Annotated in this window: 24 protein-coding genes; 9 read left to right on the top strand and 15 right to left on the bottom strand. The window is 61.1% G+C overall.

Features of this window, described 5'->3' with window-relative positions:
* Positions 1–126 precede the first annotated feature (126 nt).
* The 3 genes from ACP7EW_RS17135 to ACP7EW_RS17145 all read right to left on the bottom strand — a co-directional run bounded on the left by ACP7EW_RS17135 (position 127) and on the right by ACP7EW_RS17145 (position 3,330).
* The gene (locus ACP7EW_RS17135) at positions 127–759 is read right to left on the bottom strand and encodes a LysE family transporter (RefSeq protein ID WP_028618426.1); all 633 of its coding nucleotides are present in this window, start codon (positions 757–759) and stop codon (positions 127–129) included.
* 88 nt (positions 760–847) lie between these two features.
* A complete protein-coding gene (locus ACP7EW_RS17140) occupies positions 848–1,420 on the bottom strand; it encodes a mechanosensitive ion channel family protein (RefSeq protein WP_010207425.1) in 573 nt (190 codons plus the stop codon).
* The gene (locus ACP7EW_RS17145) at positions 1,420–3,330 is read right to left on the bottom strand and encodes an ATP-binding cassette domain-containing protein (RefSeq protein WP_426218512.1); all 1,911 of its coding nucleotides are present in this window, start codon (positions 3,328–3,330) and stop codon (positions 1,420–1,422) included. The genes ACP7EW_RS17140 and ACP7EW_RS17145 overlap by 1 nt, the downstream gene beginning before the upstream one ends.
* Before the next feature lie 50 nt (positions 3,331–3,380).
* Between ACP7EW_RS17145 and ACP7EW_RS17150 the strand changes: the two genes are divergently transcribed.
* Positions 3,381–3,848 (top strand): TIGR02444 family protein, encoded by a 468-nt coding sequence (locus tag ACP7EW_RS17150; RefSeq protein WP_133075536.1) that lies wholly within the window; start codon positions 3,381–3,383, stop codon positions 3,846–3,848.
* On the opposite strand, the gene ACP7EW_RS17155 is transcribed toward ACP7EW_RS17150, so the two are convergent.
* Positions 3,845–5,083 (bottom strand): AlgP family protein, encoded by a 1,239-nt coding sequence (locus ACP7EW_RS17155; protein WP_426218514.1) that lies wholly within the window; start codon positions 5,081–5,083, stop codon positions 3,845–3,847. The two genes, ACP7EW_RS17150 and ACP7EW_RS17155, sit on opposite strands and share 4 nt — an antisense overlap.
* Before the next feature lie 192 nt (positions 5,084–5,275).
* On the opposite strand from ACP7EW_RS17155, the gene ACP7EW_RS17160 reads away from it, so the two are divergent.
* Positions 5,276–5,953 (top strand): FKBP-type peptidyl-prolyl cis-trans isomerase, encoded by a 678-nt coding sequence (locus ACP7EW_RS17160; protein ID WP_426218516.1) that lies wholly within the window; start codon positions 5,276–5,278, stop codon positions 5,951–5,953.
* Positions 5,954–6,008: 55 nt separating this feature from the next.
* Here ACP7EW_RS17160 and ACP7EW_RS17165 read toward each other — a convergent pair whose 3' ends face one another.
* The 7 genes from ACP7EW_RS17165 to ACP7EW_RS17195 form a co-directional block, all read right to left on the bottom strand.
* Positions 6,009–6,467 (bottom strand): Rsd/AlgQ family anti-sigma factor, encoded by a 459-nt coding sequence (locus ACP7EW_RS17165; RefSeq protein ID WP_016975860.1) that lies wholly within the window; start codon positions 6,465–6,467, stop codon positions 6,009–6,011.
* A gap of 209 nt (positions 6,468–6,676) precedes the next feature.
* Positions 6,677–7,198, bottom strand: a complete 522-nt coding sequence (locus ACP7EW_RS17170) for a disulfide bond formation protein B (protein ID WP_061434569.1) — start codon at positions 7,196–7,198, stop codon at positions 6,677–6,679.
* A gap of 236 nt (positions 7,199–7,434) precedes the next feature.
* Positions 7,435–8,676: a heme biosynthesis protein HemY gene (locus ACP7EW_RS17175; RefSeq protein ID WP_426218518.1), complete on the bottom strand. Its 1,242-nt coding sequence runs from the start codon at positions 8,674–8,676 to the stop codon at positions 7,435–7,437.
* Positions 8,677–8,681: 5 nt separating this feature from the next.
* Positions 8,682–9,794, bottom strand: coding sequence for a uroporphyrinogen-III C-methyltransferase (locus ACP7EW_RS17180; protein ID WP_426218520.1), 1,113 nt, complete (start codon positions 9,792–9,794; stop codon positions 8,682–8,684).
* A gap of 18 nt (positions 9,795–9,812) precedes the next feature.
* The gene (locus tag ACP7EW_RS17185; protein ID WP_426218522.1) at positions 9,813–10,571 is read right to left on the bottom strand and encodes a uroporphyrinogen-III synthase; all 759 of its coding nucleotides are present in this window, start codon (positions 10,569–10,571) and stop codon (positions 9,813–9,815) included.
* Entirely contained in the window at positions 10,568–11,509 is a 942-nt protein-coding gene (gene hemC, locus ACP7EW_RS17190) for a hydroxymethylbilane synthase (RefSeq protein WP_033897507.1), read from the bottom strand. The genes ACP7EW_RS17185 and hemC overlap by 4 nt, the downstream gene beginning before the upstream one ends.
* Positions 11,510–11,647: 138 nt before the next feature.
* Positions 11,648–12,394: a LytR/AlgR family response regulator transcription factor gene (locus ACP7EW_RS17195; RefSeq protein ID WP_426218524.1), complete on the bottom strand. Its 747-nt coding sequence runs from the start codon at positions 12,392–12,394 to the stop codon at positions 11,648–11,650.
* Between the two features lie 505 nt (positions 12,395–12,899).
* On the opposite strand from ACP7EW_RS17195, the gene argH reads away from it, so the two are divergent.
* Positions 12,900–14,294: an argininosuccinate lyase gene (gene argH / locus ACP7EW_RS17200; protein WP_071488042.1), complete on the top strand. Its 1,395-nt coding sequence runs from the start codon at positions 12,900–12,902 to the stop codon at positions 14,292–14,294.
* Between the two features lie 143 nt (positions 14,295–14,437).
* On the opposite strand, the gene ACP7EW_RS17205 is transcribed toward argH, so the two are convergent.
* Positions 14,438–15,097 carry a glutathione S-transferase family protein gene (locus ACP7EW_RS17205; RefSeq protein WP_426218527.1) on the bottom strand — a complete coding sequence of 220 codons (660 nt, stop codon included), beginning with the start codon at positions 15,095–15,097 and terminating at the stop codon, positions 14,438–14,440.
* A gap of 124 nt (positions 15,098–15,221) precedes the next feature.
* Between ACP7EW_RS17205 and ACP7EW_RS17210 the strand changes: the two genes are divergently transcribed.
* From ACP7EW_RS17210 to ACP7EW_RS17220, 3 genes are all read left to right on the top strand, one after another.
* Complete coding sequence (locus ACP7EW_RS17210) at positions 15,222–15,506, top strand: hypothetical protein (protein WP_010207441.1); 285 nt, start codon at positions 15,222–15,224, stop codon at positions 15,504–15,506.
* Positions 15,507–15,602: 96 nt separating this feature from the next.
* On the top strand, positions 15,603–15,857 hold the full coding sequence (locus ACP7EW_RS17215) for a TIGR02647 family protein (RefSeq protein ID WP_426218529.1): 255 nt from the start codon (positions 15,603–15,605) through the stop codon (positions 15,855–15,857).
* A gap of 168 nt (positions 15,858–16,025) precedes the next feature.
* Positions 16,026–18,866 carry a class I adenylate cyclase gene (locus ACP7EW_RS17220; RefSeq protein WP_426218531.1) on the top strand — a complete coding sequence of 947 codons (2,841 nt, stop codon included), beginning with the start codon at positions 16,026–16,028 and terminating at the stop codon, positions 18,864–18,866.
* Here ACP7EW_RS17220 and rnk read toward each other — a convergent pair.
* The 3 genes from rnk to cyaY all read right to left on the bottom strand — a co-directional run bounded on the left by rnk (position 18,863) and on the right by cyaY (position 19,961).
* Positions 18,863–19,276 carry a nucleoside diphosphate kinase regulator gene (gene rnk / locus ACP7EW_RS17225; RefSeq protein ID WP_033897502.1) on the bottom strand — a complete coding sequence of 138 codons (414 nt, stop codon included), beginning with the start codon at positions 19,274–19,276 and terminating at the stop codon, positions 18,863–18,865. The genes ACP7EW_RS17220 and rnk overlap by 4 nt on opposite strands.
* 131 nt (positions 19,277–19,407) lie before the next feature.
* Complete coding sequence (locus ACP7EW_RS17230; protein WP_016975872.1) at positions 19,408–19,626, bottom strand: DUF1289 domain-containing protein; 219 nt, start codon at positions 19,624–19,626, stop codon at positions 19,408–19,410.
* 2 nt (positions 19,627–19,628) lie between these two features.
* A complete protein-coding gene (cyaY, locus tag ACP7EW_RS17235) occupies positions 19,629–19,961 on the bottom strand; it encodes an iron donor protein CyaY (protein WP_033897501.1) in 333 nt (110 codons plus the stop codon).
* Between the two features lie 238 nt (positions 19,962–20,199).
* On the opposite strand from cyaY, the gene lptM reads away from it, so the two are divergent.
* From lptM to dapF, 3 genes are read left to right on the top strand one after another with little or no spacing between them, the layout of a single operon-like run.
* Positions 20,200–20,370: an LPS translocon maturation chaperone LptM gene (gene lptM, locus ACP7EW_RS17240; protein ID WP_010207449.1), complete on the top strand. Its 171-nt coding sequence runs from the start codon at positions 20,200–20,202 to the stop codon at positions 20,368–20,370.
* Between the two features lie 9 nt (positions 20,371–20,379).
* Positions 20,380–21,627 carry a diaminopimelate decarboxylase gene (gene lysA, locus ACP7EW_RS17245; protein ID WP_038843552.1) on the top strand — a complete coding sequence of 416 codons (1,248 nt, stop codon included), beginning with the start codon at positions 20,380–20,382 and terminating at the stop codon, positions 21,625–21,627.
* Between the two features lie 3 nt (positions 21,628–21,630).
* Positions 21,631–22,461 (top strand): diaminopimelate epimerase, encoded by an 831-nt coding sequence (gene dapF, locus ACP7EW_RS17250; RefSeq protein WP_033897499.1) that lies wholly within the window; start codon positions 21,631–21,633, stop codon positions 22,459–22,461.
* The last annotated feature ends 9 nt before the right edge of the window (positions 22,462–22,470 follow it).

Raw genomic sequence — 22,470 nt, forward strand, 5'->3', positions numbered from 1 at the left:
GACTTACACAAATCAAAGTGGGAGCGGGCTTGCTCGCGAATGCGAAGTGTCAGTCAACAGATTCATCGACTGGTCCACCGCATTCGCGAGCAAGCCCGCTCCCACATTTTGATCCGATTGCGTCAGTTACGCTGTCGCACGGTGCAGGCTGGCAAGGAAGCCAGCCGCCCCAACAAACAACCCGGCAAACGTACGGTTCATACGCTTCTGTTGTTTAGGCGTACGCAACAGGCGCAACACCTTCGACGCCAGCCCCGTATACCCCGCCATCACCACCATATCGACGCAGATCATCGTCGCACCCAGGATCAGGTACTGGATCAGCAGCGGCGCCTGCGGGTTCACGAACTGCGGTAGCACCGCCAGCATGAACACCAAGGCCTTGGGGTTGCTGGCATTCACCAGGAAACCACGGAACATCATCGCCATCGGCTTGCCGATCGGGCGCACGGCCGCGTCATCGGTCATGTCCATGGGCAACGCGCGCCATTGCTTGATGGCCAGGTACACCAGGTACGCCACGCCAAACCATTTGATTGCATAGAACGCGGTGGAGGATGTCGCCAGGATGGCACCCAGGCCGCATGCCACGACGGCAATCTGCATCGCCAGGCCCAGTTGCAGGCCAATCGCGTTCCAGTAACCGCGCAGGAAACCATATTGCAGGCCACTGGACATCGAGGCGATGGCGCCAGCGCCAGGGGAAAGGGAGATGATCCAACTGGCCAGGAAAAAGGCCAGCCACGTATCGAGTGCCATTACACACCTCAGGAGGGAGTTTGCTGTTGTGCCTTAAGCTAACTCCGCCGACCAAAGGCTGGCTATAGATTTTTACAAGATGTGAATACTAGCGGTCGCCCGGAAACACATGGGTACCTGGCCAACGCCGCACCGAACGCTGGAAAAACAGGCTGTTGGGCACTTGCACCATCGCGCTGTCAGTCCCCGCCTCTGCCACTTCGATCAACGTGGTGTAGAGCAGATTGATCGCCACGACCCGGCCCTTCACCCCCGGTTTGTCGACGGTATCCACCAGCTCGACGATATCGCCCAGGCGAAACGGCCCGACGGTGAAGATCAGGATGGCGCACAGCAGGTTGGACAACACCGACCACATGGCGAAGAACGCCACGGCTGCGACCGCGACAAACCCGGACAACGCCGTCCACAGCACTGTGGCGGACACACCCAGGCGGCCCAGCACGAAGATCAGCGCACTGCCCATGATCAGCCAGCGCAAGCCACCGCGCAGCGGCATCAGCAGCTGCGGCGGGAATGGGTAGCGCTCACCCAGGCGGGTCAGGCCTTTGGCGACGAAGCGCTGGGCAAGGTAACCCGCCAGCAGGATCAGCAGGATTTGCACGCCAACCCAGACAGGCTCGACCCATTGCGTCGGTATCGGCAGCTGCAACGCTTCCATCAGGACAGCGCCTCCAGCTCCGCTTGCAGGGTTTCGAGCAATTCGAGGGCTTCCATCCAGGTCTCCTCCAATTGCCCTTCACGCACCTTGAGCTTGGCCTGTTCGGCCAGCAGGTCGCGCAACTCATCCTTGCGGGCGGCCTCGTAGACGGCGCTGTCGCCCAGGCTGGCTTCGATCTTGGCCAGGCGCTCATGCACCTTGCCCAACTCGGCTTCCAGCTTATCAGCCTCACGTTTGTGCGGCGCCAGTTGCTGACGCAACGCGGCGGCGGCTTGGCGCTGGGCCTTTTTGTCGGTCTTGTCCGGGTTGACCGGGGTGTTGCTGACCGGCGCGTTGCGCAGGCGGTAGTCCGTCAGCCAGCGCGCGTAGTCGTCCAGGTCGCCGTCGAATTCCTCGACTTTGCCGTCCGCCACCAGCAGGAAGTTATCCGTGGTGCTCTTGAGCAAATGGCGATCGTGAGACACCACCAGTACCGCGCCGCTGAACTCCTGCAGGGCCATGGTCAGCGCCAGGCGCATTTCCAGGTCCAGGTGGTTGGTCGGTTCGTCGAGCAGCAGCAGGTTCGGACGGTCCCAGGCGATCAATGCCAGGGCCAGGCGGGCTTTTTCGCCGCCGGAGAAGTTCAGCACCGGCTCGTCGATGCGCGCACCACGGAAGTCGAAACCACCGAGGAAATCGCGCAGGGTTTGTTCGCGCTCGGTCGGCGCCAGGCGCTGCAGGTGCAGCAACGGGCTGGCCTTGGAATCGAGAGAGTCCAGCTGATGCTGGGCGAAGTAGCCCACCACCGTGTTCTCGCCACGGGTCAGGCGGCCGGCCAATGGCGACAGCTCACCCGACAGGTTCTTGATCAGCGTCGACTTGCCCGCACCGTTAGGGCCGAGTAAACCAATGCGCGCACCCGGCGTGAGTTGCAGCTTCACTTTTTCCAGGATGGTTTTGTCGCTATAACCCAGGCGTGCATCGGAGAGATCCAGCAACGGGCTGGAGATCTTCACCGACTCGCGAAACACGAAGTCGAACGGCGAATCGACGTGGGCCGCCGACAGCTCCTCCATGCGCTCCAGTGCCTTGATCCGGCTTTGGGCCTGGCGGGCCTTGGTGGCCTGGGCCTTGAAGCGGGCAATGTAGCTTTCCATGTGCGCACGTTGCGCCTGTTGCTTCTCGAACGCCTGTTGCTGCTGGGCCAGGCGTTCGGCACGAGCACGTTCGAACGCGGTGTAGCCGCCACGGTACAGCGTGATTTTCTTCTGTTCGACGTGGGCGATGTTGTCGACCACGGCGTCGAGGAAATCCCGGTCGTGGGAAATCAGCAGCAAGGTGCCCTGGTAACTCTTGAGGAAGTCTTCCAGCCACAGGATCGCATCGAGGTCCAAGTGGTTGGTCGGTTCGTCGAGCAGCAACAGGTCCGACGGGCACATCAGGGCCTGGGCCAGGTTCAGGCGCATGCGCCAGCCACCGGAGAAGTCCGCGACCGGACGGTCCATCTGCTCGTTGGTAAAGCCAAGGCCGGCGAGCATCTTGCGGGCGCGGGCATCGGCGGTGTAGCCGTCGGCGCTGTCGAGCTCCGAGTGCAGGCGGGCCTGGGCGGCGCCGTCCTGGGCTTTCTCGGCCTCGGCCAGGTCGTGTTGCACCTGGCGCAGGCGCAGGTCGCCATCGAGCACGTAGTCGATCGCGATGCGGTCCAGGGTGTCGATCTCCTGGCGCATATGGGCGATGCGCCAGTCGGCCGGCAGCAAGCAGTCCCCGGAATCCGGGGTCAGCTCACCCAGCAACAGGGCGAACAACGTGGATTTGCCGGCGCCGTTGGCACCGATCAGGCCGGCTTTGTGACCGGCGTGCAGGGTCAGCTCGGCGTCTTCGAGAAGACGTTGCGGGCCACGCTGTAATGTTAGGCTTTGAAGTCGGATCATAATGGCGGCGGAGTCTACCAGCTTCGTTCGCCGCTGGCTTGGGTGTGAATATGTGCGCTGACCTGTGGAGCTTTGCCCTCTCGACTTACGCCCGCCCGGGCGTGGAGGCCGCTTGCCTGCGTTTGCAGGCACAAGGGGCAGACGTGTGCCTGTTGTTGTGTGGCGCGTGGTTGGAGCAGCGTGCGGTGACAGTGACCGCCGAGCGTATACAGGCGCTGAGACAGGTCGCCAGGCCTTGGCAGACAGGCGTGATCGAACCGTTAAGACACCTACGCACTCAATGGCGCGCCATGGCACAGCAAGATAAGGATTTGGCGGGATTACGCGAACGGGTCAAGGCCCTGGAGCTGGACGCCGAACAGCAGTTGCTGGCACGTCTGGAAGCGTTGGCGCAACTGTGGCAGATGGGTGATGCGATGGGTCAGCAACGATGGCTGGAAGGACTGGCGGCTGAGGATGCCGCCAACCTTGACCACGACGCGCTGCAACAGCTGCGCGTCGTGGCCACCAACACTTAGGAAGCGCTGGTTGGGGTGGTGCTTGGCGCTACCGGGGCAGTCGTGCTGCTGGCCGGTGCAGTTGGAGCGGTGGACGCTACCGGGGCAGCCGGTGTTGCTGGCTTGGCCGGTGCTGGTTTTGCGGCAGCTGGCTTGGCAACGGCGGGCTTCGCTGCGGCTGGTTTGGCAGCTGGTTTTGCAGCAGCAGGTTTTGCAGCTGGTTTGGCAGCTGGTTTTGCAGCAGCAGGTTTTGCAGCTGGCTTGGCAGCTGGTTTTGCAGCAGCAGGTTTTGCAGCTGGCTTGGCGGCCGGTTTCGCAGCAGCAGGTTTTGCAGCTGGCTTGGCGGCCGGTTTCGCAGCAGCAGGTTTAGCAGCTGGCTTGGCGGCTGGTTTTGCAGCAGCGGTTTTAGCAACTGGCTTGGCGGCTGGTTTTGCAGCAGCGGTTTTAGCCGCTGGCTTGGCGGCTGGTTTTGCAGCAGCGGTTTTAGCCACTGGCTTGGCGGCTGGTTTTGCAGCAGCGGTTTTAGCGGCTGGCTTGGCGGCTGGTTTCGCAGCAGCGGTTTTAGCAGCTGGCTTGGCGGCTGGTTTTGCAGCAGCGGTTTTAGCAGCTGGCTTGGCGGCTGGTTTTGCAGCAGCGGTTTTAGCAGCTGGCTTGGCGGCTGGTTTTGCAGCAGCGGTTTTAGCAGCTGGCTTGGCGGCTGGTTTCGCAGCAGCGGTTTTAGCGGCTGGCTTGGCGGCTGGTTTCACAGCAGCAGTTTTGGCAGCAGGTTTTGCCGCAGCTTTAGCAGGTGCCTTTGCAGCAACAGCTTTGCTCGCTGGCTTTTTCGCCGCGCTCGCTGCAACCGCTTTTGCAGGGGTACGAGCACCCAGCACTTTAGCCACAGCTTCTTTCACACGACCAACGCCCTGGGCCAGCTTCAGGCTTTCCTGGGCATCTTTTTTCAGTTGGGAAATATAGGCGCGGGTTTCAGCTTGGCGATCCTTGAGGGCGTCCAGCAGGTCCTCAAGTTCTTTGACAGCGTCTTTGGCTTTGGCTTGTGCCTTGGCCTTGCCGGCAGTGGCGGCATCTTGCAGTTTGGTGCGGGATTTGTGCAGCTTCTCTTGCGCTTTACCGCGTTGTTTTTCCAGCTTGGCGAGCAGTTTTTCTGCATCGGCCAGAGCTTGGGAACAAGCGCTTTCCAGATGTTCGAGCAAGCTGCCCGAAAGTTGTTGGAGTAAATGCAACGGGGTATTAACAGGCTTCTGTTTGGCCGACATGGTTTACCTCCTGGCTGACGTGGGTGCGGCTCATACTAGCCCTCTGCTCTTACCGCCGCTAGGGCATGTTGACAGTATCGTTTGCCTTGCGTTGCACCGTGTGAAAATTCTTATCGATATAACGAAAATACGCGGCACTTTTTACCCTTTCACACTGGCATAATCCGTCGCACTTTCGGCGGGAGAATGCCCATGTCGCGTTACCTTTTTCTTGTGCTGGGCTTGGCAATTTCGGTGGCCAATGCGAGCGATCAATCGTCGGCGAAAACCGTTGACCAGAATCAGCATGACCTCGCCTACAGCCTGGGCGCCAGCCTCGGCGAACGCCTGCGCCAGGAGGTTCCCGACCTGCAAATCCAGGCGCTGATCGATGGTCTCAAGCAGGCCTACCAAGGCAAACCCCTGGCGCTGGATAATGCCCGCATCGAAGCGATCCTTGCCCAACACGAAGCGCAAAACGACGCCGACGCGCAGGCGCCTCAAAGCGAAAAAGCACTCGCGGCCGAACAACAATTCCTGAGCAAAGAAAAAGCAGCAAAAGGCGTACGCGAATTGGCGGATGGGATCCTGCTGACTGAACTCACTCCCGGCACCGGTGAAAAACCCAAAGCCAGCGACCAGGTCCAAGTGAAATACGTGGGGCGGTTACCCGATGGGACGGTGTTCGACCAGAGCACACAAGCACAATGGTTTCGTCTGAACAGTGTGATCAGCGGCTGGAGCAGCGCCTTGCAACAGATGCCGGTGGGAGCAAAATGGCGCCTGGTGATTCCATCGGCCCAAGCCTATGGCGCCGATGGCGCCGGCGAATTGATTGCGCCTTACACGCCACTGGTGTTCGAGATCGAATTGCTCGGCACGCGCCCTTGAGACAATAAAAAACGGTGCGTCATGCGCACCGTTTTTTGTATATCGCTATCTAGGGTCAAGCCTGGGTAGCAGACTCTTCCTTGTGAGCGTTGTGCAGCACTTCGATCAAGCAGTCTTCCAGCTCGAATCGTTCGTGCAGCAACGCGCCCAATTCTTTGAATTTATCTGCCACGCAGTTACCGGCATCACACAGGTCGGTGAACTCAAGCAGCTTTTCGGTAATGACATCGATGCGCGGGTAAAGGGTCTCAGCCAAATCCAGGCCACGCTGATCGTCGAAGGCTTCCGCCTCCTTGGTCAGTTGTTCGTAGACGCCGAAATGACCGGCTGACACGTAGTCCACCAACACACCGCAGAAATCCTGCAACGGTTCGCGGTTCTGCGCCAGCGCCTCGGGCTTGGCGCCGAGCGCATCAAAGGCCCGAACCAGTTCGTGACGTGCCTTCAGCCAGCTGTCGATCAGCTTGTGCACCCCACCCCAGCGTTCCTGAGCATTCTGACAACTTTCCAGCATGATGATCTCTCTTCCCTATAGGGGCGCTGCCGCCTGGTGCCCGCGCAACACTTCAAGGATAAAGCAGCAACCGGACAAGGCCGCATCTGACAAACGGTTTCAATAACACGTGCGGGCCAGATTATGCCCGCATGACTATGGCTTCAAGGTACGCAGGAGAGAAAGTTCATACAAGTGTTTAATCCCGTCCTACAAACTGCGACCGGCATTCAGCGCCTCGCCGGACGCAAACGCTGGCTCAACAACAGCCGTGAAAACTGCATGGCGCCGAGGATCAACATCCCGACGAAGAACAGCAGGCTCCACTCCGGCAGACTCAAGTCGAACAGTGTCCAGTTGATCTCCACACAATCGACAGTGCCTTTGACAGTCAATTGCAGGGCCTGCCAAAACGACAGGTTTTCGATCATGTAGTGCAGGCTTGGCCAGCAGTCAGCCACCTGCTCCGGTGCGGCATTTTGTAGCAATACCTGGCGCGCGGCGGTCATGGCGCCAAGCAACGCGAAGCCCATGCTTGCCAGCCCATACAGACAGCTCACGGAGCGCTTGGGGTTATGGATCGCGGCGACCAGATTGATCAATGTGAATGCAGCCAGGAACCCCCTTTGCACCTGACACAGGAAGCAAGGGCGCAAGGAGACACCGAACTCAAGGTAAAAGGACGCGCCCAATGTCAGCGCACCGGCCAGGAACGCAAGGAAAAACAAGGAGCGTGAAGGGGCCAAAGGCATGCTTTATCCGCATCGCGAAAGATAGGTCGCTACGGTAGAGGAAAGGCCTGACCCCTTTCAATACATGCCAGAGCAGACGATTCCGCGAGAGGGTAAGGACTTCCCGCCAGAAGATGGAAGACGTTGGGCTGTTGAGCGTCAGACATTGCCCACAAACGCTCCACAGCCAGTTTTTCCCATGGAATGAGGGGTTGGCGGCCAGTTATCTCCGGGCCGATCCTCACCCATTTCCTACGTCAAACTCGGACCGGAACAGGCAGCGGTGACGCCAGCAAACGGTTGTCCAGCAACCCAAGGCCCTCTTGGAACAGCTGGTTGCTGCGTTCAGTGTCACCCAGTTGCGCCAACAAACGCGCCAACTCGGCACAGGCCTCGGGATTACGCTGCACCTGCAGGCTGCTTTCCAGATAATCCCGCGCCTTGCCCCACAAGCTGTTCTGCAGGCACAAACGACCCAGCGTCAGCAGAAGGCTGGCATCACCTGGATGATCCTTGAGCCAACCTTCGGCAAACTTCAACTGCTTGGCTGGATCGCTGCCACGCAACAAGCCGTAGAGTCGAATCAGATGGCTGTCGTAACCGCGTTTGATCGCGCCACGCAGCGCTTCCTCGGCCTTGGCATCGGCACCCAACTGGCGCAGTTGCTCGGCATAAGCCAGGACCAGTTGCGGCTCCTGGCGCTGGGCGGAAGTGAGTTGCTGCCAGGCTCGCTCAAGGGACTGCAAGCCGGCCTCGCCCTGCTCTTCACGCTGGGCCGCGAGACTCAGGTTCTCGCCCCAGGCGCGACGCTCAAGCTCGGCCAGTTCACTGGCGGGCAGCACTTTATCCTTGCGCAGTTCCGGCAGCAGGCGGATCACCGACGACCAGTCGCCCCGCTGCTGATGCAGGCGCTGCAATTGACGCAAGACCTGGGCGTTGTGGGGGTGACGTTCGTGCATGGCCTGCAAGGTGGTCAGTGCACCGTCGGTATCGCCACGGTCCAGTTGCAGTTGCGCATGACTCAGGGCGACCGCCAGCTCGGCCTGGGGCTGACGCTCCAGGGCACGCTCCAGCAAACCATCGGACTCTTCGTAACGCCCCTGCTCATTCGCCGCACGGGCTGCGCCGAGGTAATACAGCAGTGGCTGACGCTCGGCTTCGGCGGCACGATGCAGGTGGCGCTCGGCACTGGCCCAGCGGCCCTCGGCGAGGTCCATCTGGCCCTGCTCGATGGCAACCTGCACACGCCGGCTGCGGTTACGCCGCGACCACGGATTGACCACGCCACCAGAGGTGGTGACCAGGCTCAGCAGCACACGGACCAGGTAGATCGCCAGGCCGATGGCAAACACCGCCACCAGAGTCGCCCACAGGCTCGATTCGTAATTCAGTACATGAGGGTAGGTGATCAGCACGTAGCCGGTGTGCTCCGAAATGCCAACACCTACGGCCAGCGCGATCGCAATTGCCAGCATCAGGATTACATAGAATCGCTTCATCGGTTCTACTCCTGCTTCGCCGGCGTCGCAGCCGCCTTGGCTTCGTCAGCAGACAGATGACGGCGCTCAAGATAAGCCTGCACGGCGGCCAGGCTCGCGGCCAGGTCCGGCGTCACCACTGATACCGCTTGGGGTTCAAGCTCAGTGATACGTGCCAGCATCGCCTTGCTCTGCGGGTTGTCCTGGTTGAAATTATCCTGCAGCACACCGCGGGCCTCGCCCAACGAGCGGCTGTAGACTGCCGATTCACCGTTGAGCGCTGCCCATTGCGCCTGCTCCAGCGCCAGGCTCAGGGCCAGGCGCACTTGGTTCAAACCTTGGCCAGCCAGTAACGGACGGATGTTGTCATCCGGGTTAAAGTCGATGCGGAAGTAGCGGGAAATCTGCTCCCACCATTGGCTCCAGCGGCTTTCCGTATCAGTGGTAGGGCGTGACTCGGGAGCAGGTTCGGCCAGTTGATATTCAGGAGCGATCGCTGCCAGTTGCACGACCTGATCACGCAAGGCCGCCAATTGAAGGTACAGCCCGGTGCGGTCCGGTTGCTCGGTACTGCGCAGCGAAACAAGGCTCTTGGCCAATTGCTCGCGGGCAGCATAGGCGCCCGGATCGCTCTGCTCACGAAGAATCTCGTCGGCACCCTGGACCAAAGCCTGGGCACTGTTGATATCTTGCAGGGCAGAAAGGCGCAGGCTTGCCAGGCGAATCAAGTGCTCGGCCTCGGCCAAACGCCAGTCTTGGCGGCTGGCTCCTAGCACGGTTTCCAGGCGCTGGCTCAGGCGCTGCTGATCACCCTGGAGCTGGGCCACCAGACGACGACGCTCCTCCAACTCATCCGCACCCGGCAACTGCGCCAGCCGCGCCGCCAGTTGTTGCTGGCTTTGCTTGAGGGACTGGGATTGATCATCGAGGGTCTGCACCTGGCCCAACTGCTGCTGGCTGCTGGCTTGCAACGCGCGGACCTGCCAGATCCCCCAACCGCCGGCGGCAACACCCGCAGCGCCGAGCAGCAGGGCGACAATTGCCAGGCCATTGCCACGGCGCGGCGCGGTGACCGGTGACTCAACCGGCGCATCAAGTGCGGGTTGGGTTTCATCTTTAGGCAAGGCTGTTTCGCTCACGTATCCGTCCTTTGCGTTTCAGAGAGTGGGAACGGGATAGCTCCGTATCGCCACTAACAAAGCCGCGGCACTCGCACCGCGACAATCCACAACTTTTTCTGCGCCAGCGGCCCGCGCCATCTCCAGGACTCGCGGGCTTGGCACGAACAACGGCAGCTGTGCCACCTGGGGCCAATCGGCTCCGGCGAGGGCTTGCAGGTGTAAAAAACCCTGCCCACTGCTGACCACCAGGCCGTTCAAGCGTTCCAACTGGATGCGTTGCATCAGTGCACCGGCCTCATAGGCCGGCAAGAAACGGCGATACAACTCCAGATAGTCGACACTAGCACCTTGTTCACGCAAACGCTCCGCCAGCAGCTCGCGACCGCCCTCACCGCGCAGGATCAACACCTGTGCATCCGGGCGGGCGATAGCCTCGCGCAACGCGGGCAATTGAAGCAAAGCCTCGCTGTCGTCGCCAGTAGGCGGATACTTAACATTCAGGCCATGTTCGGCCAGTACCTGCGCCGTGGCAGCGCCGACACTGAACCACGTCAGCTGCGGCCATGCGCGACCCAGCTGCGCCACGGCAACGCGTGCCGCAGGCTTGCTGACGACGATCACTGCACAGTAACGCCCCAGGTCATGGAAGACAGCTTGCTGTTCAGGTGTTACCGGGAGCGGCTCAATGTCCAGCAAAGGCAGGCTGCTGCTGAAAATGCCCGCGCCGGACAACGCGGCCGCCAGGGCCATCGACTCCTCGGCAGGCCGCGTCAGCAGCACGCGCCATTCGGTCACTGCGGGCCGGCCTCGCCGTAGACTTTTTGCAGGATGGCACCAGCGCCTTTGTCCAACAGCTCTTCGGCTACCTGGATACCCAGGGCTGTGGCGTCACGCTGCGGGCCACGCACCTCGGCGGTCAGCAGCGTGCCGCCGTCCGGATCACCCACCAGGCCACGCAGCCACAGGTTTTCGCCTTCAAGCACGGCGTAGCAGGCGATCGGCACCTGGCAGCCACCGTTGAGGTGTTTGTTCAGGGCTCGTTCGGCCGTGACACGGACTTCAGTGTCGTGGTGATCAAGAGGCTTGAGCAGGGCGTGGATTTCACTGTCGGCGGTGCGGCACTCAATGCCAACCGCGCCCTGCCCACCGGCTGGCAAGCTGTCCTCGACGCTGATGGCCGAGGTGATGCGGTCTTCGAAGCCCAGGCGAATCAGGCCGGCCGCCGCGAGGATGATCGCGTCATATTCACCGGCATCCAGCTTGGCCAGTCGGGTGTTGACGTTGCCGCGCAGGAAGCGGATCTGCAAGTCCGGGCGACGGGTCAGCAGTTGCGCCTGGCGACGCAGGCTGGACGTGCCGACAATGCTGCCCAAAGGCAATTCGTCCAGGGACGCGTAGGTGTTGGAAACAAAGGCATCACGCGGGTCTTCGCGCTCGCAGATGCAAAACAGGCCCAGGCCTTCGGGGAAGTCCATGGGCACGTCTTTCATCGAATGCACGGCGATGTCGGCTTCGTTTTCCAGCAACGCGGTTTCCAGTTCCTTGACGAACAGTCCCTTGCCGCCGATCTTCGACAGTGGCGAGTCGAGCAGCTTGTCGCCGCGACTGACCATGGGCACCAGGGACACGGTCAGGCCAGGATGGGCCTGTTCCAGGCGTGATTTGACGTATTCGGCCTGCCACAAGGCCAGGGCGCTTTTACGGGTGGCGATGCGGATTTCGCGAGAGGACATGGATCAATCCGTACTGAATAGATACGGCAGATAATAACAGCTCAGGCAAATACGCTTTGATTTGAATCAGCAAGTGCGGGGCCTCCCTGGCCGCGTCGCACCGGGATATGAGTTGCAGGCCTCGCCACAGCCCTCGGGCTAAAGCTGCTGCATCATCTTGCGCACGCCGGCTACATGCCGTCGGCTGACGATCAGTGCGTCGCCATTCAGGCCTTTCAGGAACAGCTGAAAGTGCCCCAGCGGCGTGCGTTGCAGGCGTTCGATGCGCTCGCGGGCCACCAGCGCATTGCGGTGGATACGCACGAAGCGGTCGCCGAACTCATCCTCAAGCGCCTTGAGTGGCTCATCGAGCAACACTTCGCCGCCCTGATGGCGCAGGGTCACGTACTTGTGATCGGCGATAAAATAGACCACCTCGCCCAAGGGGATCAGCTCGATACCTTTGCGGGTGCGGGCGCTGATATGGCTGCGCGGCCCATTACCACTCTGGGCTGCTGGCTGGGTCAAGGCGGCGAGTTGGACGCGGGTTGGGCGCTCGGCCTTTTTCAGGGCCTTGAGCAATGCTTCGCCAGCCACCGGTTTGGTGAGGAAGCTGACTCCACTGGCTTCCAGCGTCTCCGCGGAAAACTCATCGCCTGTTGCGCAAAACACTACGGCAGGTGGCGACTCTCGCTCGCTCAGTCGGGCAGCAACTTGCAGGCCATCAAGGCCCGGCATACGGATATCGAGCAACACCACATCCGGCTTGAGACTGTCGATCAGCGTCAACGCCTCTTCGCCCGTGGTGGCGCTCGGTTCGAGTACTGCGTAACCCTCGAGATCACTGACCAAACGGTTCAGTCGCTCGCGGGCTTGGGGTTCGTCATCAACGATCAGGACATTCATATTGCGCTGGATTCCTGCGTGAGTCTCGCACAAGGATAGCGTAGACAGGTGCGGTGACTTGCGTCACAGCGATCCACGCTAAGACTAGCGCGAGCGGCAAAAAGTGCCCTGAGAGTGGCACCCATATTTACCCGGACCTGTTCAATAGCGCCCAAAACCTGCTGCCTTCGGGCATCGTCGTAGGTTTTGCTGATACACAATCCGAATACCCCCCTTTTTAAATGGATAGTCTGGGCTCTGACCGCATCACCCGACTTTGGTGCATTCACACACTATCAGTCCAACTGTAGACGCTCACTGAGACGACATTGCTCAATCGTCAAATATCGTTTCAATAAACCCCTGTACCCAGTCTCGTCCTGGACGCGTTCGACGGCAAGGCACTTAGCCATCCTTTGCACAAATAAAAATGCCGACGACCCGCAGCACCGCGTCCACGGGCAACCCTGTTATTATCGCCGGCACACTTCCATGCCTCTTTATTAAGCAGATCACGAGCGAATCCATGAGCACCGACAAGACCAACCAGTCCTGGGGCGGCCGCTTCAGTGAACCCGTCGACGCCTTCGTCGCCCGCTTCACCGCCTCCGTCACCTTCGACCAGCGCCTGTACCGCCACGACATCATGGGCTCCATCGCCCACGCGACGATGCTGGCCAAGGTCGGCGTGCTGACCGACGCCGAGCGCGACAGCATCATCGACGGCCTGACCACCATCCGTGGCGAGATCGAAGCCGGCACCTTCGACTGGCGCGTCGATCTGGAAGACGTGCACATGAACATCGAGGCCCGCCTCACCGACCGCATCGGTGTGACCGGCAAGAAGCTGCACACCGGCCGTAGCCGTAACGACCAGGTGGCCACTGATATCCGCCTGTGGCTGCGTGACGAAATCGACCTCATCCTGTCCGAGATCACCCGCCTGCAAAAAGGCCTGCTTGAGCAAGCCGAACGCGAGTCGGACACCATCATGCCGGGCTTCACTCACCTGCAGACCGCACAGCCTGTGACCTTCGGCCACCACCTGCTGGCCTGGTTCGAAATGCTCAGCCGCGACTACGAGCGTCTGGTGGACTGCCGCAAGCGCGCCAACCGCATGCCTCTGGGCAGCGCTGCGCTGGCCGGCACCACCTACCCGATCGATCGCGAATACACCGCGCAATTGCTGGGCTTCGACGCCGTGGGCGGCAACTCCCTGGATGGCGTGTCGGACCGTGACTTCGCCATCGAATTCTGCGCCGCCGCGAGCATCGCGATGATGCACCTGTCGCGCTTCTCCGAGGAGCTGGTGCTGTGGACCAGCGCGCAATTCCAGTTCATCGACCTGCCGGACCGTTTCTGCACCGGCAGCTCGATCATGCCGCAAAAGAAAAACCCCGACGTGCCCGAGTTGGTGCGTGGCAAGAGCGGCCGCGTGTTCGGCGCCTTGATGGGCCTGCTGACCCTGATGAAAGGCCAGCCTCTGGCCTACAACAAGGACAACCAGGAAGACAAAGAGCCGTTGTTCGACGCCGCCGACACCCTGCGCGACTCCTTGCGCGCGTTTGCCGACATGATCCCGGCGATCAAACCCAAGCACGCAATCATGCGTGAAGCGGCGCTGCGTGGGTTCTCTACCGCAACCGACCTGGCGGACTATCTGGTGCGCCGTGGCCTGCCGTTCCGTGACTGCCACGAAATCGTCGGTCACGCGGTTAAGTACGGCGTGGACACCGGCAAGGACCTGGCGGAAATGAGCCTGGAAGAACTGCGTCAGTTCAGCGACCAGATCGAGCAGGACGTGTTTGCCGTGCTGACCCTGGAAGGCTCGGTGAATGCCCGTAACCACGTGGGCGGGACTGCGCCGGCGCAGGTGAAGGCAGCCGTGGTGCGCGGCCAGGCCCTGCTCGCCAGCCGCTAGATCGCGTTTTCTGCTGCAACGCGGTCAACCCTGTGGGAGCGGGCTTGCTCGCGAAAGCGGAGTGTCAGTCACCTAATGTACTGACTGATCCACCGCTTTCGCGAGCAAGCCCGCTCCCACATTTTGAGCTGCGCTCGTCGTGATTATTTTTTTGCTGCAATCATCGCCATAAACGCCGGCATCGCCGCTTCCCTATCCGCTGCCACCTTCTGGGCATTGGGCATGGCATGCAACCTGTCCAGCAACGCCTTGGCCGCCGGCATTTCAGCCAGCATATCCAGCCCAAACAGCTTCTCGCCCACCGCGCAGGCGAGGTTCACGCTGTACATGAAATACAAATCGGCAATCGTGAAGCTCTCCCCCGCCACATACGGCGCGAACTTGCCGTGCCTGCCCAACGAACCAAAACCCAACAGCAACTCGGCCTTGGACTTCTCCTTGATCGCCTCCGGCACCGGCATGCCAAAAAACGCTTCTGCAAAACACGCGCGAGCAGGTAACTCGATGTACAACTCGATTTCCCGGCACAGCGCCAGCACCTGAGCACGCTGGAACGGCTCGGCCGGGAGCAGCGCGGGCCCTTCCTGGGTATGCTCGATGTACTCAAGGATCACGCTGGTTTCGTTGATGAAACCCTGTTTCACGCCCAGCACCGGCACCTTGCCCCGCGGGCTCACGGCCAGGGCTTCAGGGGTTTGGCCGGCGTAAAAAGGCACCTCTTCGAAAGGCAGCCCTTTCTCCAGCAACGCCAGCTTGACCATGTTGTAGTAGTTGCTGACCGAAAATCCGTAAAGCTTGAGCATGTCTGTGCCTCCAGGCCGGGAATGGGGTTGGCTGCACTGTTATAGATCCCGGCGCCCGCCCTGACCAGCAGCATCACCCACCTGAATGGGGGTAGACTGGCGCCCTTTCCTTGAGGAGCCTGCCATGAGCGAGCCGACCGATATCGACAACGACGAAGAAGAATTCGCCGAAACCACGCTGATTGAAGCGATCGAGAACCAGATCGAGAGCGAAAACCCACCGGCCGCCAAGGCCACGTTCAACAAGCTGACCCTGGTGGGCTACGAGCGTGAAGAGATCCTGCAACTGATGGCCCACGTGCTCGCGGTCGAGATCGACGCGCTGCTGGAAGAGGACCGCGCTTTCAATACCGAATGGTATGAAACTGCACTGCGCGCCTTGCCGGAATTGCCGCCTGAAAAGCAATAAATCCAACACGCGGCAACACACTGGACAGTTCGGCAAAGTGCGTTCACCTTATGGCCTGCTAGCCTCTAATAAATTCTTAGAAAGTCTGGAGTCCTTATGTCGTATACCCCTGAGTTGGTTGCCGAACTGGAAATCCTTGTACTCTTCCCTTTGGACAGCACCAAAGAAGGTCTGAAAGTCCACCAGACCGCCGCACCTACTGCCATCGCCGCCGCCAAACGCCTCCACACGAAAGGGCTTATCGACCAGCCGGACGGGGGCTACCTGACCAGCCTTGGCCGGGACGCCGCAGAGCAGGCCCAGACCCTGCTGACTATCTTGACCACTGCCACCACCAAAGAAGCCGCCTGATACCGGATACCGCCCGTGGAGTCCGCCCTTTGCGGATTCCGAGGGCGTTGCTGTGCACGTGCAAAAATTCTGACGTCAAAAACCATTTCCCTCTAAACCTCCTACGCTACTGGCTGTAAACTCCTACACGGCCGCCCACGTCGGGCCCTGCGAGCCACCGAGTTCGACATGACCCGCACCCATGAAATCCGCCCCGACCTGGACGAAGGCATCGACCGCAAGGTGCTGGCCCAGTTGCGCGCGCGGTTCATGGCCCTCAATGAAGGCCGTATGGCCCGTGCCATCGAGGGGCTGACGCCGCGCCAGCAAAGCGTGCTGAACCTGTTGCCGCTGTTTTTTCACGTCAACCATCCGTTGCTGCCGGGCTATGTGTCGGGCAGTACGCCAGCAGGCCTGTCGAATTTCGAACCGGACGCCCAAGCCCTCACCGAAGCCCAGCGCCTGACGCGCTCGTTCTCCTACAAACCGCGTCACGGCAACCCGCCGCGACCAATCCACGGCCTGTTCCTGATGGGCAGCCTGGGCACCCTGGCCCAGGCCGACCAGAGCGATATGGATGTGTGGGTGTGTCACGCCGCCGACCTTAGCGAGACTGAGCTGGCCGAACTGCGCAAGAAATGCCAGTTGCTGGAAGCCTGGGCCCTGACCATGGGCGCCGAGGCGCACTTCTTCCTGATCGAGCCGACACGCTTTGTGCTCGGTGAACGCGACACGCAACTGAGCTCCGACGACTGCGGCACCACCCAGCATTACCTGTTGCTGGATGAGTTCTACCGCACCGCCATCTGGCTGGCCGGACGCACACCGATCTGGTGGCTGGTGCCGGTGTATGAAGAAACCCGTTATGCCGAGTTCACCCACACGCTGATTTCCAAGCGTTTTATCCGCGCCGACGAAACCCTCGACCTGGGTCACTTGGCGCGCATTCCCCCAGGCGAATTCATTGGCGCCGGGCTGTGGCAACTGTTCAAGGGCATCGAGTCGCCCTACAAATCCGTGCTCAAGCTGTTGCTGACCGAGGTCTACGCCAGCGAACACCCGAACGTGCACTGCCTGAGCCTGCGCTTCAAGCGAGCGGTGTTCGCCAACCAGATGAACCTGGATGAGCTGGACCCATACATCGTGGTGTACCGCCGCATCGAGGAATACCTCAAGGCCCGCAACGAGCCCGAGCGCTTGGAACTGGTACGGCGCGCGCTGTACCTGAAGGTCAACCGCAAGCTCAGCGCCGGCCAGCGTACCACCAGCTGGCAGCGCCTGCTGCTGGAGCGCCTGGCCCATGAATGGGGCTGGGACCAGCGCCAATTGGCGTTGCTCGACAGCCGCAGCCAGTGGAAAGTGCGTCAGGTCGCCTCCGAGCGCCGGGCCTTGGTGAGCGAGCTCAACTACAGTTACCGCTTCCTGACCCAATTCGCCCGCACCGAACAGACCGTCAGCCTGATCAACAAACGCGACCTCAATGTGCTGGGTCGGCGCCTATACGCCGCCTTTGAACGCAAGGCCGGCAAGGTCGAGTTCATCAACCCAGGCATTGCCCCGGACCTGGCTGAAGACACCCTGACCCTGGTGCAATCGCCCAACCGCAAGGAGCCGGGCCAGCACCACTGGGGCCTGTATAACGGCAACCTTACAGCGCTGGAATGGGAACACTTCGCGCCGATCAAACGCAGCCGCGACCTGCTGGAGATGCTGACCTGGTGCCATCGCAACGGCGTGATTGATAGCAGCACGCGCCTGGCGCTGCACCCCGGCACCAGCGACATGACCGAATTCGAGCTGTTCAACCTGCTAGGCAGCCTGCAACAAACCATCGCCCTGCCCCTGGCCAGCGTGGATGAAGAGCGCCTGCTGCGCTCGGCCGTGCCGGAAGAAGTGTTGTTGCTGATCAACGTCGGCGTCGACCCGCTCAAGCATCACCGCGACCTGAATATCCTGATGACCACCGAGCGCACCGACTCACTGAGCTATGCCGGTGTGCGCGACAACCTGGTGCTGACCCTGGACCAGGTCACGCTCAATAGCTGGAACGAGGTGATGGTCAGCCGCTACGACAGCCCCCATGCGCTGCTCGACTGCCTGCGCGACTACCTCAACCAGTTGCCGTCGGACCATCTGCCACGCCTGCGGGTGCGCTGTTTCTGTCACAACCGTGCGCAATTCATTGCCCAACGCGTGGAAGGAATCTTCGACACCGCGCAGAACCTGCTGCTCGGCCAGGGCAATCACCGCTATTTGCTCCAGGTGCAGCAGCACTATCACGTCATGGAGTTGATGCCGGGCCAGGCCAACCATGTATCGCTGGCGACCCAGGATGCGCTGATCGCCTACCTCAGCGAAGAATTGGCCAGCTACAGCCCGTTGCACCTGGATGCCATGGCCCTGGAAGACCACGACCTGGCGTTGCTGCTGCCGATGGGCATGGCCGATTGCGTGCAGGTGTTCTACCGGGTCAACGAAGGCTTCGCCGAGCTGTATGTATTGGATGAATTTAACGCGCTCTGGCAGCAGCGCCTGCCGTTTCACGATGAACAGAGTCTGTTGGCGCCGTTGCAGCGTTTCTTGCAGTCGATCATTTATCGCCGGGACGCGCTATCGCCGTTGGACCAACAGGAGCCGCTGGGCGCGGTGCAGGTCTTGTATTACCAGCTATTGCCGTCAGGCAGCGGTCGCGCGCGCGGCATCGAACCTCGACCCGCACCGCTGAACCCGGCGAACAAACCGTTTTACGACGTGCAGGCGATTATCGGCAAGGCCGCACCGGGCCAGGTGGGCATTACCTTGTACTGCAATCAGCGGGAGTTTTCCGAACTGGAGTTTGGCGACCAACTGTTTGCAGTGGTCGCCCAGGAAATCGTCGGGCAACGCCGGGAGACCGAGCGTTACCGCTGCTACATCACCGACCTGGATCTGTCCGGCCTGCTCGGCGATGTGCAAAGCCCGAGCAACCTGTACCTGCGCTACAAGGCCGAGCTGGAGCTGTCACTCAATGTGGCATTGAGCGAAATTTAAAGGGGGAAGGCGCCGCCATCTTTAGGCTGGCCTTCAACACTGAGCAGTTCCAGCTTGAGGGTCTTGCCGCCCGGTGCGGGCCAGTCAATGTGCTGACCAACCTGCAAACCGAGCAAGGCGCTGCCCACGGGCGCCAGGATCGAGATCTTGCCTTCGTCCGCATTGGCGTCTTTCGGGTAGACCAGCGTCAGGTGGTAGTCCTTGCCGCTGCTTTGCTCACGGCAATGCACGCTGGAGTTCATGGTCACGACACCCGCAGGCACTTCATCGTGGCCAACCACGTCTTCGGCGCGGTCGAGTTCGGCTTGCAACGCTTCGACGCCGGGAGATTCGTCGCCCAAGCGGTCGATCAGTTGCTCCAGACGCTGCACGTCAAGACGGGTGAGGATGATGGACGGTGCGGTGGTCATGATTCAGGCAGACTCCTTTTTTCTGCACAAAAAAGCAAAACCCCGCCAGGAAAAGGCGGGGTTCTCACGGGCCTCGATGAGTTGAGGCGTACCCGGACACTACCACAGCGTCACAAATAAACAAGACGACCTCAGGCGCGCGCCCTGCGCTGCTCGGCCTCGGCGCAGATCACGCGGCGCCGCGCATCGTCGGCAGAGCGCCATTCACGGATGTCTTCCACGTGGCGGAAGCAGCCGAGGCAGACTTTTTGCTCGTCCAGGCGACACAAACTGATACAAGGTGACGGCACCGCCGGGCTGACGTTACTGAACAGCGGCTTCGGCGGGCGGACAGGTGCAGGCTGGGTCACCATCAGATCTCGTCGAAATCCAGGTCGGCGCCGGTGTACTCGCTGACTAGGCGCGCGAGCATTTCACTCAGCAGCTCTTCACTCTTGTCGCACTGCCATTTGCCGCTTTCTTCGTCGTAGTCGAAGTGAACGCCGCCGGAACGCGCCGCCAGCCACAGCTGACGCAACGGCTCCTGGCGGCTGAAGATCAGTTGTTGGCCACTGTCGAACTTGACGGTCAGCACGCCGGCCGAGTTTTCCAGGTCCACGTCCAGGCCGCTGTCGTCGAAAATATCTTCCAGCGCCTGCTGGGTCGAATCCACCAGGTCGTGAAAACGGGCTTCGGTCAAACTCATTGTGGCAACCTCAAAAGTGTCTGGTTTTGCTCAAGCGCCGCACGATACGGGCGAGCCTCGCCGATTGCAAAGGATACCGATTTCAACACGATTGACGGTGTGAAAAATCTTCAAGCAGCGTAGTACGCTTCCCGGCTGTGTCGGCAAACCCCCGCCGGACGGGTATTCCAGCGCATAGGCAAGCTGGCGGGTGGTCGGTATACTCGGGCGCAATTAATGCATATTCAAGGATTTCGCCATGAAGCGCCTGATCTCTTCCCTTGCTGCGCTCGTCGCGGTCGCTTGCCTCGTTAGTGCCTGTGGTCAAAAAGGCCCGCTGTACCTGCCCGATGACAGCAAAGACCCGAATGAACAGGCGCAATCGTCGCAAAAGCCTTCCAAAGCGCATAAGCACGACACCTACGAATAAGGGAATCCCATGGACGCTTTTAACTACCGGGACGGCGAGCTGTTCGCGGAAGGCGTGGCGTTGTCCGCGATTGCCCAGCGCTTTGGCACCCCGACCTATGTATATTCCCGTGCGCATATCGAAGCCCAGTACCGCTCGTTCACCGACGCCCTCGAGGGCGTGCCGCACCTGGTGTGCTACGCGGTCAAGGCCAACTCCAACCTCGGCGTACTGAATGTCCTGGCGCGATTGGGCGCTGGTTTTGACATCGTCTCCCGTGGCGAGCTGGAACGTGTACTGGCCGCTGGCGGCAAGGCTGACAAGATCGTGTTCTCCGGCGTCGGCAAGACCCGCGAAGACATGCGTCGCGCCCTGGAAGTTGGCGTGCATTGCTTCAACATCGAATCTACCGACGAGCTGGAGCGCCTGCAGGTCGTGGCCGCCGAAATGGGCGTTCGCGCGCCGATCTCCCTGCGCGTCAACCCCGACGTCGATGCCGGCACCCACCCGTACATTTCCACCGGTCTCAAAGAGAACAAGTTCGGCATCGCCATTGCCGACGCCGAGGACGTGTACATCCGCGCCGCGCAACTGCCGAACCTGGAAGTGCTGGGTGTCGACTGCCATATCGGCTCGCAACTGACCACGCTGCCGCCGTTCCTGGATGCGCTCGACCGCCTGCTGGCGTTGATCGACCGCCTGGGTGAATGCGGCATCTACCTGCACCACATCGACCTCGGTGGTGGGGTGGGCGTGCGTTATCGCGACGAAGAGCCGCCGCTGATCGCCGATTACATCCAGGCGGTGCGCGAGCGCATCGAAGGCCGCGACCTGACGCTGATGTTCGAGCCTGGCCGCTATATCGTCGCCAATGCCGGCGTACTGCTGACCCAGGTCGAGTACCTCAAGCACACCGAGCACAAGGATTTCGCCATCGTCGATGCGGCGATGAACGACCTGATCCGTCCGGCGCTGTACCAGGCCTGGATGAATGTCACCGCCGTGACGCCTCGCGACAGCGAAGCGCGTGCCTATGACATCGTCGGCCCGATCTGCGAGACCGGCGACTTCCTGGCCAAGGATCGTCAGCTGGCCCTGGAAGAAGGCGATCTGCTGGCCGTGCATTCGGCCGGTGCCTACGGGTTTGTCATGAGTTCCAACTACAACACCCGCGGCCGTACCGCCGAGGTGCTGGTGGACGGTGATCAAGCGTTTGAAGTGCGTCGCCGCGAGACGGTAGCCGAGTTGTATGCTGGCGAAAGCCTGCTGCCGGAGTAAGCCATGCTGCTGCGTTTTACCAAGATGCACGGGCTGGGCAATGATTTCATGGTCCTCGACCTGGTCAGCCAGCACGCGCATATCCTGCCCAAGCACGCCAAACAGTGGGGCGACCGTCACACCGGCATTGGTTTCGACCAGTTGCTGATCGTCGAGGCGCCAAGCAACCCGGAGGTGGATTTCCGTTACCGGATCTTCAACTCCGACGGTTCCGAAGTGGAACAGTGCGGCAACGGTGCACGCTGCTTCGCCCGCTTTGTGCTGGACAAGCGCCTGACCGCCAAGCGCCAGATCCGCGTCGAGACCAAGAGCGGCGTGATCGAACTGGATATCCGCAGTGACGGCCAGATCAGCGTCAACATGGGCGCGCCACGCCTGGTGCCGGCGGACATTCCGTTCCAAGCCAGCGAACAGGCCACGAGCTATGCGGTTGACGTCGACGGTAAAGTTGTCGACCTGGCCGCCGTGTCCATGGGCAACCCCCACGCCGTGCTGCGGGTCAACGACATCAACAACGCCCCTGTACATGAACTGGGGCCGAAGATCGAACACCACCCGCGCTTTCCGGCACGGGTCAACGTGGGCTTCCTGCAGGTGATCGACCGTACCCGCGCGCAATTGCGCGTCTGGGAACGCGGCGCCGGCGAAACCCAGGCCTGCGGCACCGGCGCTTGCGCCGCTGCCGTGGCCGCGATCAGCCAGGGGTGGATGGATTCGCCGCTGCTGATCGACCTGCCCGGCGGACGCTTGTCCATCGAGTGGGCAGGCCCTGGCCACCCGGTGATGATGACCGGGCCGGCCTCGCGCGTATACGAAGGACAGGTCCGTCTATGAGTGAGCCAA

Source organism: Pseudomonas sp. DWRC2-2 (assembly GCF_049897885.1).
Taxonomy (GTDB): Bacteria; Pseudomonadota; Gammaproteobacteria; order Pseudomonadales; family Pseudomonadaceae; genus Aquipseudomonas; species Aquipseudomonas azotoformans_A.

Bases quoted from the DNA above. Each gene is read 5' to 3' on its own strand.
- ACP7EW_RS17155 (WP_426218514.1), bottom strand. From the start codon at position 5,083: ATGTCGGCCAAACAGAAGCCTGTTAATACCCCGTTGCATTTACTCCAA.
- lysA (WP_038843552.1), top strand. From the start codon at position 20,380: ATGGACGCTTTTAACTACCGGGACGGCGAGCTGTTCGCGGAAGGCGTG.
- ACP7EW_RS17140 (WP_010207425.1), bottom strand. From the start codon at position 1,420: ATGGAAGCGTTGCAGCTGCCGATACCGACGCAATGGGTCGAGCCTGTC.
- rnk (WP_033897502.1), bottom strand. From the start codon at position 19,276: ATGACCACCGCACCGTCCATCATCCTCACCCGTCTTGACGTGCAGCGT.
- ACP7EW_RS17165 (WP_016975860.1), bottom strand. From the start codon at position 6,467: ATGCTGGAAAGTTGTCAGAATGCTCAGGAACGCTGGGGTGGGGTGCAC.
- ACP7EW_RS17135 (WP_028618426.1), bottom strand. From the start codon at position 759: ATGGCACTCGATACGTGGCTGGCCTTTTTCCTGGCCAGTTGGATCATC.
- ACP7EW_RS17170 (WP_061434569.1), bottom strand. From the start codon at position 7,198: ATGCCTTTGGCCCCTTCACGCTCCTTGTTTTTCCTTGCGTTCCTGGCC.
- ACP7EW_RS17150 (WP_133075536.1), top strand. From the start codon at position 3,381: ATGTGCGCTGACCTGTGGAGCTTTGCCCTCTCGACTTACGCCCGCCCG.
- ACP7EW_RS17145 (WP_426218512.1), bottom strand. From the start codon at position 3,330: ATGATCCGACTTCAAAGCCTAACATTACAGCGTGGCCCGCAACGTCTT.
- ACP7EW_RS17215 (WP_426218529.1), top strand. From the start codon at position 15,603: ATGTCGTATACCCCTGAGTTGGTTGCCGAACTGGAAATCCTTGTACTC.
- argH (WP_071488042.1), top strand. From the start codon at position 12,900: ATGAGCACCGACAAGACCAACCAGTCCTGGGGCGGCCGCTTCAGTGAA.
- ACP7EW_RS17175 (WP_426218518.1), bottom strand. From the start codon at position 8,676: ATGAAGCGATTCTATGTAATCCTGATGCTGGCAATTGCGATCGCGCTG.
- hemC (WP_033897507.1), bottom strand. From the start codon at position 11,509: ATGTCCTCTCGCGAAATCCGCATCGCCACCCGTAAAAGCGCCCTGGCC.
- lptM (WP_010207449.1), top strand. From the start codon at position 20,200: ATGAAGCGCCTGATCTCTTCCCTTGCTGCGCTCGTCGCGGTCGCTTGC.
- ACP7EW_RS17195 (WP_426218524.1), bottom strand. From the start codon at position 12,394: ATGAATGTCCTGATCGTTGATGACGAACCCCAAGCCCGCGAGCGACTG.
- cyaY (WP_033897501.1), bottom strand. From the start codon at position 19,961: ATGAGTTTGACCGAAGCCCGTTTTCACGACCTGGTGGATTCGACCCAG.
- dapF (WP_033897499.1), top strand. From the start codon at position 21,631: ATGCTGCTGCGTTTTACCAAGATGCACGGGCTGGGCAATGATTTCATG.
- ACP7EW_RS17210 (WP_010207441.1), top strand. From the start codon at position 15,222: ATGAGCGAGCCGACCGATATCGACAACGACGAAGAAGAATTCGCCGAA.
- ACP7EW_RS17205 (WP_426218527.1), bottom strand. From the start codon at position 15,097: ATGCTCAAGCTTTACGGATTTTCGGTCAGCAACTACTACAACATGGTC.
- ACP7EW_RS17220 (WP_426218531.1), top strand. From the start codon at position 16,026: ATGACCCGCACCCATGAAATCCGCCCCGACCTGGACGAAGGCATCGAC.
- ACP7EW_RS17160 (WP_426218516.1), top strand. From the start codon at position 5,276: ATGTCGCGTTACCTTTTTCTTGTGCTGGGCTTGGCAATTTCGGTGGCC.